The organism is Bacillus sp. BF2-3, assembly GCF_008368795.1.
Taxonomy (GTDB): Bacteria; Bacillota; Bacilli; order Bacillales; family Bacillaceae_G; genus Bacillus_A; species Bacillus_A cereus.
Map to the genome: position 1 here is coordinate 92,064 of NZ_QOSA01000044.1, position 14,245 is coordinate 106,308.

The following is a 14,245-nucleotide window of genomic DNA, read 5'->3' on the forward strand; positions in this document are numbered from 1 at the left end:
TCCCCCTAATTAAAACTTCTCTGGATTTAATAATGCATACACTAAATACACTGTAATTGCTGCGACAATAACCGATAAGACAATCATCATGATTGCTTTCCTTCTTTCACAACTTTATCTGACCAACTTGCAAGACTTGCCATCGATGCAACTAATAAAATAAAAATCCCGACCATTACAACATCTAACATAACTATCCCTCTCTTTTTGTTAAAATTTACCATTTAAATATTAAAAAAGAACACTGAGCTCTACTCAGTGTTCAAAAAATGAACAACAAAAAGTAAACCTCCTCTCTAAACGCTTACGAGGTTAGCTGTCGGATTCGGGCCTAAAGAGTAGCCCTACTTTCAAAACTGAAAGATTCACCCCAAGTGACGATGCACAAAATTGGTTCCCCCGCTCCATTTCTGGAACTCAGCGATTTTAGGTTTTTTTGGAAATTTTATGAATGATTTATGAGAGTAAATATACTCCTCTATATTTCACTTGTAAAGGGGTAAATTACTGAAAATAATAATATTTACATTCATTTAAACGCTTACATTGAAGATTATTACTGTTATTTCATCTATTTTCTTTATTTCTCTTTTCTTTTCTTAAAAATGACCTTTTAAATATGAAATAAAAAGAGCGAATGACATGAAGTGCATAGCTTGTTGCACTCAGCATTCGCTCTTTTTTATTCAACCTTTATTCTCCTCGTAAAAATGCACGTAAATTTCTCCCACGAATATAAACTTGTGTCAATTCTGCATGTAGCTGCTCATACTCGGTAATATCCATCTCTAAATACAAAGCATCTTTTGATGGTAATATAATATATGGCCCTGGAAAAAGGGGATCAATCTGGACCAATTCTTGAACTCGCTCTACCGATACTGCCCAACGATTTGCTATATCTCCAAGTAATAGTACCTTCATCATTTCTTCCCCCGCCCTATTCAAAAAATAAAAAAGAAATATTATCACAATTTGTAAACACGACAAACTTAGCTCCAATGGTTTCATAGAGCCTCGCTGGATATCGTTTATTCCTTGTAACAACAGTAATAGGTGCTTGAAAAGAAAAACGAATGTGTTCTGTGAAGAAACTAACGATTGGAAGCTCATCCCCTAGTAAAATGACCTTCTTAATACACTCACAAATACTAGTAAAATCCTGCTCCTTACTACAACTATAAGTCCAATCAAACCCACAATTCCTAACTTCAGCCGCTACCTCTTCATTTGCTGTAAAAATAACTAACTCATGTTGAAATGCAACTAGATCTCTTAAACTATTTACCTTACTTTCTTCTCCAACACAAATAAGTGTTAGTTCCATGTACCTCATCCTCCTTAGTATAAAAGAAATCAAACATAGATTGATATTCCCCTATACTAATCAGATCGATGAAGTGATGTATCCATCATGGCACCGTCCTCTCTCAAGACGCTTACGAAGTTAGCTGTCGGATTCGGGCTTTGAGAGTAGCCCTACTTTCAAATTTGAAAGATTCACCCCTAGTGACACTGCACAAATTGGTTCCTCCGCTCCATATAATTGGACTCAGCGTTTACAAAAAAATATATTCTGGCTGATATATTACTCCTGTATTTTGAAAAAGTAAACAGAAAAAAAGCCAGTTATAAAACTGGCTTTTCACTTATCTATACACGCGTTCTATTCACTTTATACGCAAAATGATTCGTTGGTCCATGACCACTACCAATATTCAATGGCTCTTCAATTGCTATACTAATAAATCGTTTTGCTTCTTGAACAGCATCTTCAATTGAGTATCCTTTCGCAAGTCCTGCTGTAACCGCTGAAGCAAATGTGCACCCACTTCCGTGCGTTTGCTTTGAAGGAATTCGCTCGCTTCTAAACTCAATAAATTCTTCTCCATCAAAGAGGAAATCAATTACTTCATTACCTTGATATTCTGCATGTCCGCCCTTCATAAGCACATATTTAGCACCTACTTCGTGCAATACTTTTGCAGCTTCCTTACTATCTTCAACATTATGAATCTCCACCCCAGTTAACACTTCTGCTTCTGGAACATTCGGTGTTATAACGGTTGCTACTGGTAATAAATATTCTTTTAATGCATGAACTGCTTCTTGCTGTAATAATGATGCACCGCCTTTTGCGATCATAACGGGATCTAGCACAATATTATTCCAGCCAAATTTTTTAATTTGTTCTGCAACAATTTGAATTATTTCACTACTAAATAACATTCCTAGTTTCACTGCATCTGGTGTTAAATCCGTACCAATTGAATTCAGCTGTTCTGTAATACCTTCTAACGGAACAGGATATACCCCTTGAACGCCAAGCGTGTTTTGAGCAGTAATTGCCGTAATAGCCGTCATTCCGTATACACCAAGCTCTTGGAATGTTTTTAAATCTGCCTGAATTCCAGCACCGCCGCCGCTATCAGACCCTGCAATTGTTAAAGCTTTATTCACTTTCATCCCACTCATCCTTTTCTATCCAAAATAGCGATGATAAATTGTTTTTGCTTCGCTTATATCTTTCGTTCCATGTACGAGCACACGGCCATCTTTAAAGGCTACTAACCTCTTGTCTTCAACAGAAAATGATAGTAAATATGGATTTATATTTAAATCATTTACACGACCTTCCAACAACTCTTTATATTGTTCAAAATTCATTTCATCTTTATGAGGTGGTCTAATTTGAACTGTATTTCGCCCGCATAAAACTGCTGTTTTTGATGTGTTTTCTTTATTTAAATACGGATATAATGCATTCTCTCCGCATGAAGGACAATTATGCTGGCGAAGTTTTTGCACATTCATACATAAATACTCATTCTTCCACATATCAAACGATACAAGCCCATCTCGAAGTGATTCGTAATCTTCTACTAACAGTTTAAGAGCTTCTGTTACTTGATGAGAAACGACAAGAGATACAGCAGGTGATATAATACCCGCTGTATCACATGTTGCCCCGCCAAGCGGAATCGACTGTAATAAACATGATAAACATGGTGTTTTACTAGGAAGGATTGTGTAAGAAAGACCGTAACTACCTACACATGCACCGTAAATCCATGGAATAGAATATTTTTGTGATATATCATTTACAATAAAGCGCGTTTCGAAATTATCAGTCGCATCAATAATTACATCAACATTTATAACAAGTTCTTCTAGCTCTTCAGCTGTTACATCTTGAACGAGAGCTTCTATTGTTACATCACTATTAATCTCTTCTAAACGTTTTTTAGCCGCTATAGCTTTTGGAAGATTATTCTTTACGTCGCTCTCTGCATACAATTGTTGTCTTTGTAAATTACTCCAATCTACATAATCACGGTCAACAATTGTTATCTTGCCAACACCTGCTCTTACAAACATCTCTGCATTTGCACTACCTAATGCACCTGCACCGATAATAAGCACATGCTTTTCTCTTATCTTTTGCTGTCCTTCTTCTCCAATTGGAGAAAATAGTTCTTGGCGAGAATATCGATTATTCAACTACGCTCATTCCTTCTAAAGGACTACTTGCAGTTGCACAACGCTTACGTGCAATGCGACCTGCTTCAAATCCTAAACGGCCTGCTTCAATACTTAATTTCATTGCTTGTGCCATTTTAATAGGATCTTTTGCTCCTGATACAGCTGTATTTAATAACACGCCATCTGCTCCTAATCCCATTGCAAATGCCGCATCAGCTGGGCTACCAATACCGGCATCAACGATAACTGGTACTGTCGCTTGTTCAATAATGAAGCTCAAATTTAATGGATTTACAATACCAAGTCCTGATCCGATTGGAGATGCTCCTGGCATAATCGCATGCACGCCAAGCTCTTGTAATTTACGTGCTAATACAACATCATCAGATGTATACGGAAGTACGATAAATCCTTCTTCCAGTAACATTTCAGATGCCTTTAATGTTTCTACCGGATCAGGTAATAACGTTCTATCATCACCAATAACTTCTACCTTTATCATGTCACAAAGCCCAGAAGCTTTTGCTAATTTTGCAATACGAACAGCCTCTTCAGCGTTTTTTGCTCCTGCTGTATTTGGTAATAACGTATATTTTTTCACATCAAGTTTCTCTAATAAATTAGGTTGCTTTGCATCAAAGATATCCATACGACGTACTGCAAACGTTAAAATTTCAGCTTCAGAAACGTCAATTGCCTTTTGCTGTACGTCAAAATCAGGGAATTTACCTGTTCCTAATAAAAGTCTAGAATGAAATGAAAATGGTCCAATGTTTAACATAATCAACCGCCTCCTACGAAAGTTACAATCTCAATTTGGTCTCCATCAAAAACAGATGTATCTGTATGATTATCTTTTTGTAAAATATCTTTATTACGCTCTACTACAACAATTCTGTTATCTAGCTCTAAATGTGTAAGTAGCTCAGCTACTGTTTTTACACTCGCTGGCACTTCAATTTGGTTACCATTAATTTTTAAATTCAAACTTCCATCCCCTTTCTAAACTCTTCTAGAAAGCAATGAATCTAGCAAATGATTCTCTTGCTTTCCTTCTATTAAATCAGCCATATATTGGCCAGAAATAGGACTTAATAAAATACCGTTTCGATAATGGCCCGTGCAAGCATATAAACCTTTTATTTCTTCATGCTCTCCCATATAAGGAGCTTCATGATTCGATTGTGGTCTTAATCCTGCCCACGTGCTTTCCCATTCTGCTTCTTTTAAAGCTGGCAATATTGTATAAGCACGCTCTAATATAGAAGTTATACTTTCTGGCTGCACAGTTTTATTGAACGTATGTGGCTTCATTGTTGCCCCAATTACGTAACGTCCACCGCGCTTTGGAGTAATGTAAAATCTTTCTTGAAAAATAGGTGCTTTTAAAAGTTGTTTTCTACTTCTTACCGCAACCACTTCTCCTTTAACTGGATATGTACCCCAATCGCGGTGAAAATAACTGAGTAACTTCGTGCTCCATGAACCTCCTGCAATAACGACTTTCTCACATGTGACAATACCTTCACTTGTAATAACTCCAGTCACTTTATTATTTTCAATACGGATATCAAATACTTCTGTCTGTTCATATATATCAGCACCGGAAATCGCTGCAGAATGTGCGAATGCTTTCGTAAGCTCTGGTGCAATAACATGACCGTCTTTCGGATAATATACTGCTCCTATAATAGATTCGGATAGATATGGCTCTTTTTCCCGCACATGGTCTCCCGTTAGAAAATAAGAATCTTCACCTGTTTTCTGCTGCCAATCCATAATGTGAAGAATTCTTTCCTTCTCATCTTCATTTTGAGCAATACGATAAATTCCTTTTTCTTCATATCCAATATCAACACCCGTCTTTTCACGTAAAACTGCTGCAAGTTGTGGAAATATAGCTCGGCTTTCTCTAGCAAGTTCAAATAGCGGATCATACGCATCCCATTCTGCCTGAACACCAAGTAAACCAGCAGCTGCTTTTGAAGCTTCCGATGCAATACTTTGCTTCTCCACAATCGCTACTTTATGTCCTCTTTCTGCTAGAAAATGTGCAACTGAACTACCAATTACACCACCACCAATAATCGCTACATCATACTTCTCACACATGTTTTTCCGCCCACTTTCTTATTGATTCCTTATAAGATTTCGCTTTGCTATACGGGTTACTACTACTTACAATTCCAGACATAACTGCTATACCGCTTACACCGTTAGTAAGAACATCCACTGTGTTTTCTGGGGTAATTCCTCCAATTGCTGTAATCGGTATAGATAAACACCTTGCAATGTCTGAAATTTCTTCAAGCCCTCTCGCTGGCACACCTTTTTTACAATCTGTCGGAAATACATGGCCATAAACGAGTGAATCCGCTCCATTTTTAAAAGCTACTATTGCTTCATCTAGCGAATGCACAGAATAACCGACATGCAAATACGAAAACTTTTCTTTCACTGACTTTACATCTGTACTTCGATATCCTAGTTGAACACGAGGAATATTTAATAAAATTGCAATATCAATTCGATCGTTTATGACAATTTTAGAAGCTGGAAAGCCCTCCATTAATAGACTTTCCACACCTTCATATAATTCCTTCGTACTCTTCTCACGCTCACGAATATGCAAATAATCAATCTCACTCTCAATTTGCATCGCTACATTCACTAACTCTTCGAATGGCATATGGCCATTTGAGATTACGTGGAGCTCATTTTTCATATTCATTCGCCTACTTTAAAATATTTTCGAATAATTCATCGGCTGGGACGGTTTCTTTCGTCATTCCTTTGTCCTTCAGCCACTTATTTTGTTTCTCCCAAGATTCTTTTGAATCTGATAAGAATGGCTCATCTTTCGTTTCCATCTTCTCTAATAAAATTTTCATACTTTCCTTTTCAACTTCTGGCACAAGTGGGAAGTTTTCTTTTTCTTGATGATTTAATAAAATATTCAATGCTTCATCTGGGTTTTTCTTCATGAAATCATAGCCTTTTTTCGTACCACGTAAGAAAGCTTGCAACGCCTCTTTATCTTTTTTCAACGTTTTATCACCTGTTACAAACACAAGCTCATGATAGTTTGGTACTCCGTAATCAGCTGGATTAAAGTACGCTGGTTCATTGCCTTCATGACGCATAACAGGTACTTCATGGTTAATGTATGCCCCTGTTACCGCATCTACTTTCTTCGTAATTAATGCTGGTACTAAATCAAAGCCAACATCTACTACTTTCACTGTATCAGGATTACCACCAGCTTCTTTTACCATCGTTTTTAAATACATCTCACTTAATGGTGTTCCAGAGTATCCTACTGTTTTTCCTTCTAAATCTTTCGGTGATTGAATGCCCGCTGATTTCAGTGATACAACATGATTTAATGGTGAACGTACGACAGCCCCAATTGATTTCACTGGAATTTGCTCATTCGCTTTCGCCATAACAACATCTGGCTGATAATACAAGCCAACTGTCACCTTCCCTGCTGCTGCCAGCGTTAATGGATCAGTCGGATTAGAAGGGAATTTAATATTTACCTTTACACCTTCTTCTTTAAAGTATCCTTTTTCAATTGCTGCATAGATAAAGCTATGTACCGCATTTGGATACCAATCTAACATGACTGTTATTTCTTTCTCTTTTTTACTTTTGTCTGATGCTGAATTACTCGAACATCCTGCAATTATTGCAATTAATAATGTAAACACAAAGATGTGCTTTAAAAATTTCATGAATGCTTCCTCCAACTAATGAATTTCTTTTCTAATATGGAAATAATTACGACGAAGAAAATAGCTAATAATGATAACAATACAATAGGTGCAAATACGCCAGCTCCATCTAACTGCGTCATCATTCTCTTACTGAAATATCCAAGCCCAGCTTGTGCACCGAGCCATTCTCCAATTGCTGCTCCGATAACACTAAGCGGAACTGCAATTTTTAAAGCTGAGAAAAAATAAGGAAGAGCAGACGGCAACTTTAATTTAAGAAAAATATCTCTTTTTGTTGCTCCATATGTAACTAAGAGCTCCTCCCATTCTTTTTTCGTACTACGCAGTCCATCATACGTATTGACCGCAATTGGGAAAAACGTAATTAAAACTGTGACAACAACCTTACTCCAAATTGTATATCCAAACCATAAAACAAATAGCGGAGCAAGCGCAGTAATCGGAATCGTTTGTGAAGCAACTAATAATGGATAAAATGCTCTCTCCATCCATGTACTCGCATTCATTAACATCGCTAGCCCTACACCTAATACGATAGAGATAACAACACCTATTAAAACGACGTATAACGTTGCAGGTAAATGAACTGTAAATAATATGTCTTTTAGTTTCCATATCTTCATTAAAATCGCAGAAGGTGACGGTAAAATGTACATCTCATCTACAATTCTTGCTCCTATTTCCCACACAGCTAGTAAAATACTAGAAAGTGTAATAGCAGGAACTAATTCTTTCAATCGGTTCATCACACAAGTACCTGCCTTTGTAACATACTAAGAAGCTCATCTTTCAGCGCTAATACTTCCGGTTTATATAAATCTTTTCGTGTTCTGTTATGATCAAGCGGTACAGTCCGCTCAGTCAAAGTCGTTATCGGCTGCTGTTCCACTACTAAAACTCTGTTTGAAAGAAATAACGCTTCTTCAACATCATGAGTAATGAATAAAATTGTTTTTTCCCACTCTTGCCATTGTTCAAACAACCATTCTTGCAAAGAGGCCTTCGTTAAAGCATCCAACGCACTAAACGGTTCATCTAACAGCAATATCTCCCCGCCTGTTAATAAAGTTCGAATAAAAGATACACGTTGTCTCATACCACCAGATAAATCTTTCGGATATTTTTTCTCATACCCTTGCAAACCAAATTTATGTAACAGTTCCTTTGCCTTTACTTCTGCTTCTTTCTTCTGTACACCTTGGCACTCTAGCGGCAGGGCAGCATTCTCAATAATTGTTCTCCACGGCAAAAGCATATCTTTTTGCGGCATATATCCTACAGGATGGTTCTTTGTTTCTGTCAGTTCTATCTGTCCAGTACTTACCTTTTCTAGACCTGTAATAAGGCGAAATAAAGTACTTTTTCCACATCCACTCGGTCCGATAATACTGACAAACTCTTTCTCATGTATAGAAGCATTTAATTCATGGATGATTGGTTTCTCATCGTAATGAAAAGAAACATTATGAAACTGTAGTATGTTCTTGCTCCTCAAATCCCCACATCTCCTTACGATAGGACATATCCCAGAATAAATATTCAAATCGACTGGAATATAAGAAGATCTCCTCTAATCTTTCTAGTTCTTTCTCAGACTTTCCAACTGCCATTTCATTTAATAAATCTATTAACCAAATACAAAGATTACCGTATTCTTCCGAACTATATCCTTGAATCCACTCACCAAAAAACTCATGATCTCTTGCTCCAGGAATATCATTTAAACGCTTTCCAATTTCCCAATAGCTCCACATACATGGAAGAAGCGCTGCTATTAATTCCGCAAGTGTGCCATTTTGAGATACAGACATCATGTAATTTGTATAAGCTAAATTTTTAGCAGATGGTTTCGCAGACTCTATCTCCTCTATAGAAATTCCAAGTCTTTTTGCATATTGTTTATGGATTGTCATTTCGCCATTTAATATACCATCAATTTGTTCAGCGAACTTTCCCATTACTTGTGGATTCGTTGCTTTTACAACACCAATCGCATATAACTTTGCATAATCTAGCAGATATAAATAATCTTGAATAATATAATACTGAAATTTATCTTTTTCTAACGTGCCATCTCCCATACCCACTACAAACGGATGATTATGACTCATCTCCCAAACCGGTTGCACAGTTTCTAATAATCTATCGCAAAATTTCATTTCTCTATCCCCTTTCAATATATGTATCTAAATAAAAAACCACTTCTATATATAAGAAGTGGTTACAGCAAATAAAGTTATACATTTATTCGATGTTCCACTTCCCTTCGCTAGTATTACCTAGATCAGGTGTTGTAAGGGTTAAGGATTATTCCTCTCTCAGCAAGTCAAGCACCCCTAGTGGTTTCAATATGAAATTTTCAAATAAAAAAGCCCCGTTTCTATACGTAAAGAAACGGGGACTCATTGTTAGTGTCCGAATTGCTTCCCTACGCTAGCATAATCTAGATCAGGTAATAAAAAGGATCAAAGGCTTACGGCCTACTCTCAGCTGGCAACACCAGCTCTCCTAGCAAACTATAAAATTATCACTGTCAGTATAACACCCTAATAAGACATCATCAACTTTTTTAATTTTCTTAATTATCAACATAATATCAAAATTATACAATACATACATTCTATTTTAGAAAATAAAACCCCAATTAATTGTATAAAAAGGAATCATTATCCTCAAAAAATTTATTTTTATATTGATTTCATATTACATTTATGTGAATACCCCCACTATATTATATCTTTATACTATAATAAAATTACAACTATACAACTAGAGGAGGTCTCTATTCCATGAATATGAAAGCTACTGCTTTAACAGCAACTACTGTAGCGATTGCTTCTTTACTTCCTTCTATGGGTGAAACAAATGTACAAAAAGCAAACGCTGAACAATTATCTAATATTAAAACTGGGTATGTCAAAGTCGATCAAGTAGCATTACATACAGAAGATAACGTAAAAAGCACATCAATTGATACAATTCGCTTTAATACAAAAGTGAACATCATTGAAACAACTAATAGTTGGTATAAAGTATCTGTTCATAATAAAGTAGGTTATGTACAAAAAGATGCTATTTTACTAAAAAACAAACTTCAATCTAATGATCAATACATCGTTAATGCTAATGCATTAAACGTTCGCTCTGAACCTAATTTAGAATCTTCCATTTTAGATGTATTACCAAATGGTAAGTTTATTACCGTTCAAGAAGATCAAGGCGAATGGTATAAAATATCACATAATGGCCAAACAGGTTACGTACAAAAAGCATTCATCTCTAATGGTTCACAACCCTTAGTAAAAGGAATCACCGTTCAAAATAATACAAAATATACTGTTGCAACACCTAATCTAAATGTACGTAGCACCGCTAGTACAAGTAGCGCTCTACTCGGTTCATTACAAAACGGTACTCAAGTACAAGTAGTAGAAACTGTAGGTACTTGGTATAAAATTCGTTTTGGCACAGGATACGGATATGTAGCAAAACACTATGTAGTACAAAATCAACCACAAGCTAAAACAGATCAGCCTTCATCAATTCCAGCTGCTTTCAAATTCCCCGCTCAAGGAAGAATTAGCTCAACCTTTGATATACGCTGGGAACAAATGCATTATGGTATAGATATTGCCGCTCCAGGAAACGTCTCTATCCAAGCTGCTGCTGCAGGTAAAGTTGTGAAATCTTATTATTCAGCTAGCTATGGCAATGTTGTTTTCATTGCGCATCAAATCAATGGGAAATTATATACAACTGTTTATGCTCATATGAAGGATCGCACTGTACAAGCTGGTGATCAAGTACAAACTGGACAATTAATAGGTCATATGGGAAACACAGGTCATTCATACGGGCAACATCTTCATTTTGAATTACATAATGGAGAATGGAATTTTGAAAAAACAAATGCAGTAAATCCACTGCCATATTTAGTTAGGTAAATTGTATGCCACGCAATATACCTCTTATAATTGAATACGTAGCCTTTTTAGGTTTAATCTGTTGTTTAATCATTTACAATACAAACATTGTATTTTTATCTATTATTATTGCTTTTGTTGCATTAGAAATTATGATGGAATCATTTCAAGTGCAACTAAAACAAAAAATTGCCCATATTTATAATGCTATTTTTCTTTTGAGTGCTCTCATAACAAATATAATTAGTAATGGCTTTTATTTATCTACTGTATTTCCAGTATTCTTTATGGCTGTTTTATTATTTGTAGCTAGATATATTAATGTCCCTTATAACCAAAAACAAAAACAAGAAGCTTAGAAAGAGGAGACCCTGTGTACCAATCTTTCAAAGATGCTCCAATAAAATACATATTGCATTTGTATAAGAAAGCCAATACTTTTTTTGGTATACAAGGAAGTTATACTGCACAACTTCTCCTATATGGAATGTTGTTTCTTGTCTTAATCACTTTCTCCTTGTTTTACTAACAAAAAAGGATCTCACATAAACTGGAGATCCTTTTTAATTTATATTAATTTTTCATATCGAAAATATTGTTTATCCACAAGCATATTTTTCATAAATAAAGCTCAGATTATATTTTTTCTCTAAGCTCATTCGTTGTTCGTCATCGCACCAATAGAAAAGAATATCATGAATCGTTGCGTAACGCTTATTTTTAAGAAATAGCCTAAAAAATGATGGTAAACAATCATGTAATTGTATAAATATATAATTGCGTAGTGTTTCTTCTTTATATTCAATGCCCTTACAAATATACAGTAATTCTTCACAATAATATGCATGCTGTGGAACTTGTATCATTTCGAAAAATGGCACATAAGATAGTAGCTTTCCAATAAAATGACCATATCGATCCATTACTCCTATCGTCATATGCTCCATCATTTCTTTCATCACATATAAATAATCATCTACATGCGTTGTCTTTAATGGGTCTAAGCGATCGGAAATTTGAGATAATACAGCTCTTTGACATGCTAAAACTGCCTGACTAGGTCCATAATATGATAGGAAATCTGTACACTTACGATATTTCCGTAATAAATCATGTGTATACAAATCATATACAAAAGTATTACAATACATTGCTAAACTCATCATATCACTATTTAATTGCTCTTTTGATAATGATTTCGCTCTCTTGCACATATAAAAGAATGTAAATTCCAATACTTCTTTATGAGATAATAAATGTTTACAATCGGTTATACACTTCTCATTAAATTTAACTCTATCCCAAATTTCAATATCCCTATCTGTCAATTCACCTATACGATATTTAATAATTAAATAATTTAAAGCAACTGATTGCGTCAAAAGATCCCATGTTTCATATTCCAATGAAGTATGAACAAACTCAGCTAATCCTTGCGCTATCATAAAATCATTTGCCTCTTCATACCAACCAATCTCTTGGCATAAGCGAAGAATACGCACTAAAGTTGGAATTTCATCTTTATGAAACTGCGGTAATTTCTTTGCTTTATTCATGCCATATACGATAAATGCCGCTAAATTTTCTTCTTTATAAAATTCTTTCTCTTTCCATACTAATATAGTTCGTTCTTTCCCCTCACCTTTTGGGTGACAAGGTACAAGCAAAGAAAATAATTCAGCGAAATTATTTGGTTCTATATATGTATCTGTAACCAAATTCCAATTTGGATCGCCCTGTACAGCCTTCATATAATTCCCCTTCCCTTTTCATCTATGTAGGAAATATTAATTTATTATCGCACCACTAAAAATTAATATTGTTATATTCAAAATCTCTCATAATACTTATATCTATCAGTATATCATCTTTTCTCTTATTAAAAATTAAGAATAACAAATTTTAAAAAAATGTCGAAATTATTAACCACATACTTATTATATAATGTCTCAGATACATCACGCTAACATATTAGTTTAATCCATATATACTAGAATAATGTATCTGAAATTTATATATAATTTAGCTCTTTATGAGTGACCATTAAACTCTCGGTTAATGAAAGTTTCAATTTACTCTGTACGCTCTGAGATTTCGCTCAAGGCAAATCCAGCTTGATCATCTGCTGATTCCCTTATAGCTAAATCTCCTAGTGCTAACATGCCAATAAGTTGACCACTATCAACTACTGGTAATCGTCTAATTTGATGCTGTGCCATTAGCTCTGTAGCTTTTTCAATAGAATCATTTGGAGAAACTGAGATAATATTTGTTGTCATTACATTTGTAATCTTATTAGATCCAGGATGTTTTTCAGCAATCCCTCGAACGACTAAATCACGATCAGTAACAAGCCCAACAACTTGCTCATTTTCAACAACAGGAATTAATCCAATCGATTCTTCCTTCATTTTTACAGCTGCCTCATATACATTGTCTAGCGGTGTACAATGTACAATATGGGTACTCATTAAGTCTCTCACTCGTGTCATTATGATTTCCTCCTTTTTATACATACCATAGCTTTTCCAAAATTCCTTTATTTATTTCTGGAAAGTAACGTAATAAAAAGGATTAACAAAATAAAAAAGAGCCAGCATAATGCTGACTCTTTTTTGTATGACCCGTACGGGATTCGAACCCGTGTTACCGCCGTGAAAGGGCGGTGTCTTAACCACTTGACCAACGGGCCATGGCTCCGCAGGTAGGACTCGAACCTACGACCGATCGGTTAACAGCCGATAGCTCTACCACTGAGCTACTGCGGAATAATATATGGTGGGCCTAAATGGACTCGAACCATCGACCTCACGCTTATCAGGCGTGCGCTCTAACCAGCTGAGCTATAGGCCCATATACTTTACAGGGGCAGTAGGAATCGAACCCACACTGGAGGTTTTGGAGACCTCAGTTCTACCTTTAAACTATGCCCCTAAATGATGCCGGCTAGAGGACTTGAACCCCCAACCTACTGATTACAAGTCAGTTGCTCTACCAATTGAGCTAAGCCGGCATAAAAAAAATGGTGGCTCGGGACGGAATCGAACCGCCGACACGAGGATTTTCAGTCCTCTGCTCTACCGACTGAGCTACCGAGCC

Annotated in this window: 19 protein-coding genes, 6 tRNA genes and 4 riboswitches; of the genes, 2 read left to right on the top strand and 23 right to left on the bottom strand. The window is 35.8% G+C overall.

The features are described 5' to 3' along the window. Window positions 1–9: 9 nt before the first annotated feature. From kdpF to tenA, 15 genes are all read right to left on the bottom strand, one after another. Window positions 10–90, bottom strand: a complete 81-nt coding sequence (kdpF, locus tag DN401_RS25635) for a K(+)-transporting ATPase subunit F (RefSeq protein WP_000973728.1) — start codon at window positions 88–90, stop codon at window positions 10–12. Next, window positions 87–191, bottom strand: coding sequence for a SipW-dependent-type signal peptide-containing protein (locus tag DN401_RS25640; RefSeq protein ID WP_000887894.1), 105 nt, complete (start codon window positions 189–191; stop codon window positions 87–89). The genes kdpF and DN401_RS25640 overlap by 4 nt, the downstream gene beginning before the upstream one ends. A gap of 96 nt (window positions 192–287) precedes the next feature. Next, window positions 288–433: riboswitch (cyclic di-AMP (ydaO/yuaA leader) on the bottom strand. 134 nt (window positions 434–567) lie between these two features. After that, a complete protein-coding gene (locus DN401_RS30345) occupies window positions 568–690 on the bottom strand; it encodes a hypothetical protein (protein WP_001034421.1) in 123 nt (40 codons plus the stop codon). Between the two features lie 3 nt (window positions 691–693). Then, window positions 694–927, bottom strand: a complete 234-nt coding sequence (locus DN401_RS25645; protein WP_002025339.1) for a hypothetical protein — start codon at window positions 925–927, stop codon at window positions 694–696. Between the two features lie 13 nt (window positions 928–940). Beyond that, window positions 941–1,327, bottom strand: coding sequence for a hypothetical protein (locus tag DN401_RS25650; protein ID WP_000424087.1), 387 nt, complete (start codon window positions 1,325–1,327; stop codon window positions 941–943). 93 nt (window positions 1,328–1,420) lie between these two features. Further along, a riboswitch (cyclic di-AMP (ydaO/yuaA leader) is annotated at window positions 1,421–1,568 on the bottom strand. An 85-nt stretch (window positions 1,569–1,653) separates the two neighbouring features. Next, window positions 1,654–2,466, bottom strand: coding sequence for a bifunctional hydroxymethylpyrimidine kinase/phosphomethylpyrimidine kinase (thiD, locus tag DN401_RS25655; protein WP_100654982.1), 813 nt, complete (start codon window positions 2,464–2,466; stop codon window positions 1,654–1,656). Window positions 2,467–2,481: 15 nt separating this feature from the next. Further along, window positions 2,482–3,501 carry a thiazole biosynthesis adenylyltransferase ThiF gene (gene thiF / locus DN401_RS25660; protein WP_100654983.1) on the bottom strand — a complete coding sequence of 340 codons (1,020 nt, stop codon included), beginning with the start codon at window positions 3,499–3,501 and terminating at the stop codon, window positions 2,482–2,484. After that, entirely contained in the window at window positions 3,494–4,264 is a 771-nt protein-coding gene (gene thiG / locus DN401_RS25665) for a thiazole synthase (RefSeq protein WP_000931983.1), read from the bottom strand. Before thiG ends, thiF begins: the two co-directional genes overlap by 8 nt. 2 nt (window positions 4,265–4,266) lie before the next feature. Next, complete coding sequence (gene thiS / locus DN401_RS25670) at window positions 4,267–4,470, bottom strand: sulfur carrier protein ThiS (RefSeq protein ID WP_071740630.1); 204 nt, start codon at window positions 4,468–4,470, stop codon at window positions 4,267–4,269. Between the two features lie 15 nt (window positions 4,471–4,485). After that, window positions 4,486–5,595 (bottom strand): glycine oxidase ThiO, encoded by a 1,110-nt coding sequence (gene thiO, locus DN401_RS25675; RefSeq protein WP_000333313.1) that lies wholly within the window; start codon window positions 5,593–5,595, stop codon window positions 4,486–4,488. Continuing rightward, window positions 5,588–6,208 (bottom strand): thiazole tautomerase TenI, encoded by a 621-nt coding sequence (gene tenI / locus DN401_RS25680; protein WP_000787170.1) that lies wholly within the window; start codon window positions 6,206–6,208, stop codon window positions 5,588–5,590. Before tenI ends, thiO begins: the two co-directional genes overlap by 8 nt. 10 nt (window positions 6,209–6,218) lie before the next feature. Next, window positions 6,219–7,220, bottom strand: a complete 1,002-nt coding sequence (locus DN401_RS25685; protein ID WP_100654984.1) for an ABC transporter substrate-binding protein — start codon at window positions 7,218–7,220, stop codon at window positions 6,219–6,221. After that, window positions 7,217–7,969 (bottom strand): ABC transporter permease, encoded by a 753-nt coding sequence (locus DN401_RS25690; RefSeq protein ID WP_001080853.1) that lies wholly within the window; start codon window positions 7,967–7,969, stop codon window positions 7,217–7,219. The genes DN401_RS25685 and DN401_RS25690 overlap by 4 nt, the downstream gene beginning before the upstream one ends. Then, window positions 7,969–8,718 carry an ABC transporter ATP-binding protein gene (locus DN401_RS25695; RefSeq protein ID WP_001256795.1) on the bottom strand — a complete coding sequence of 250 codons (750 nt, stop codon included), beginning with the start codon at window positions 8,716–8,718 and terminating at the stop codon, window positions 7,969–7,971. The genes DN401_RS25690 and DN401_RS25695 overlap by 1 nt, the downstream gene beginning before the upstream one ends. Continuing rightward, window positions 8,687–9,382, bottom strand: a complete 696-nt coding sequence (gene tenA / locus DN401_RS25700) for a thiaminase II (protein WP_000666827.1) — start codon at window positions 9,380–9,382, stop codon at window positions 8,687–8,689. Before tenA ends, DN401_RS25695 begins: the two co-directional genes overlap by 32 nt. 85 nt (window positions 9,383–9,467) lie before the next feature. Beyond that, a riboswitch (TPP riboswitch) is annotated at window positions 9,468–9,571 on the bottom strand. A 60-nt stretch (window positions 9,572–9,631) separates the two neighbouring features. Beyond that, a riboswitch (TPP riboswitch) is annotated at window positions 9,632–9,743 on the bottom strand. Window positions 9,744–10,012: 269 nt separating this feature from the next. Between tenA and DN401_RS25705 the strand changes: the two genes are divergently transcribed. Together DN401_RS25705 and DN401_RS25710 are read left to right on the top strand one after the other, a co-directional pair. Then, entirely contained in the window at window positions 10,013–11,167 is a 1,155-nt protein-coding gene (locus DN401_RS25705; RefSeq protein ID WP_100654985.1) for an SH3 domain-containing protein, read from the top strand. A gap of 5 nt (window positions 11,168–11,172) precedes the next feature. Further along, the gene (locus tag DN401_RS25710) at window positions 11,173–11,505 is read left to right on the top strand and encodes a hypothetical protein (RefSeq protein WP_001137823.1); all 333 of its coding nucleotides are present in this window, start codon (window positions 11,173–11,175) and stop codon (window positions 11,503–11,505) included. 240 nt (window positions 11,506–11,745) lie between these two features. Here the strand turns inward: DN401_RS25710 and DN401_RS25715 are convergent, their stop codons facing one another. The 8 genes from DN401_RS25715 to DN401_RS25750 all read right to left on the bottom strand — a co-directional run bounded on the left by DN401_RS25715 (window position 11,746) and on the right by DN401_RS25750 (window position 14,245). Continuing rightward, window positions 11,746–12,897, bottom strand: coding sequence for a DUF3965 domain-containing protein (locus DN401_RS25715; RefSeq protein WP_000648912.1), 1,152 nt, complete (start codon window positions 12,895–12,897; stop codon window positions 11,746–11,748). Window positions 12,898–13,218: 321 nt separating this feature from the next. Beyond that, a complete protein-coding gene (locus DN401_RS25720) occupies window positions 13,219–13,638 on the bottom strand; it encodes a CBS domain-containing protein (protein ID WP_000199006.1) in 420 nt (139 codons plus the stop codon). 128 nt (window positions 13,639–13,766) lie between these two features. Continuing rightward, window positions 13,767–13,838 (bottom strand) — tRNA-Glu (locus DN401_RS25725). Between the two features lies 1 nt (window position 13,839). Continuing rightward, a tRNA-Asn gene (locus DN401_RS25730) sits at window positions 13,840–13,914 on the bottom strand. A gap of 8 nt (window positions 13,915–13,922) precedes the next feature. Continuing rightward, window positions 13,923–13,999: transfer RNA gene (locus DN401_RS25735), tRNA-Ile, on the bottom strand. A 10-nt stretch (window positions 14,000–14,009) separates the two neighbouring features. Beyond that, window positions 14,010–14,080, bottom strand: a tRNA-Trp gene (locus DN401_RS25740). A gap of 6 nt (window positions 14,081–14,086) precedes the next feature. Then, window positions 14,087–14,159: transfer RNA gene (locus tag DN401_RS25745), tRNA-Thr, on the bottom strand. Between the two features lie 10 nt (window positions 14,160–14,169). After that, a tRNA-Phe gene (locus tag DN401_RS25750) sits at window positions 14,170–14,245 on the bottom strand.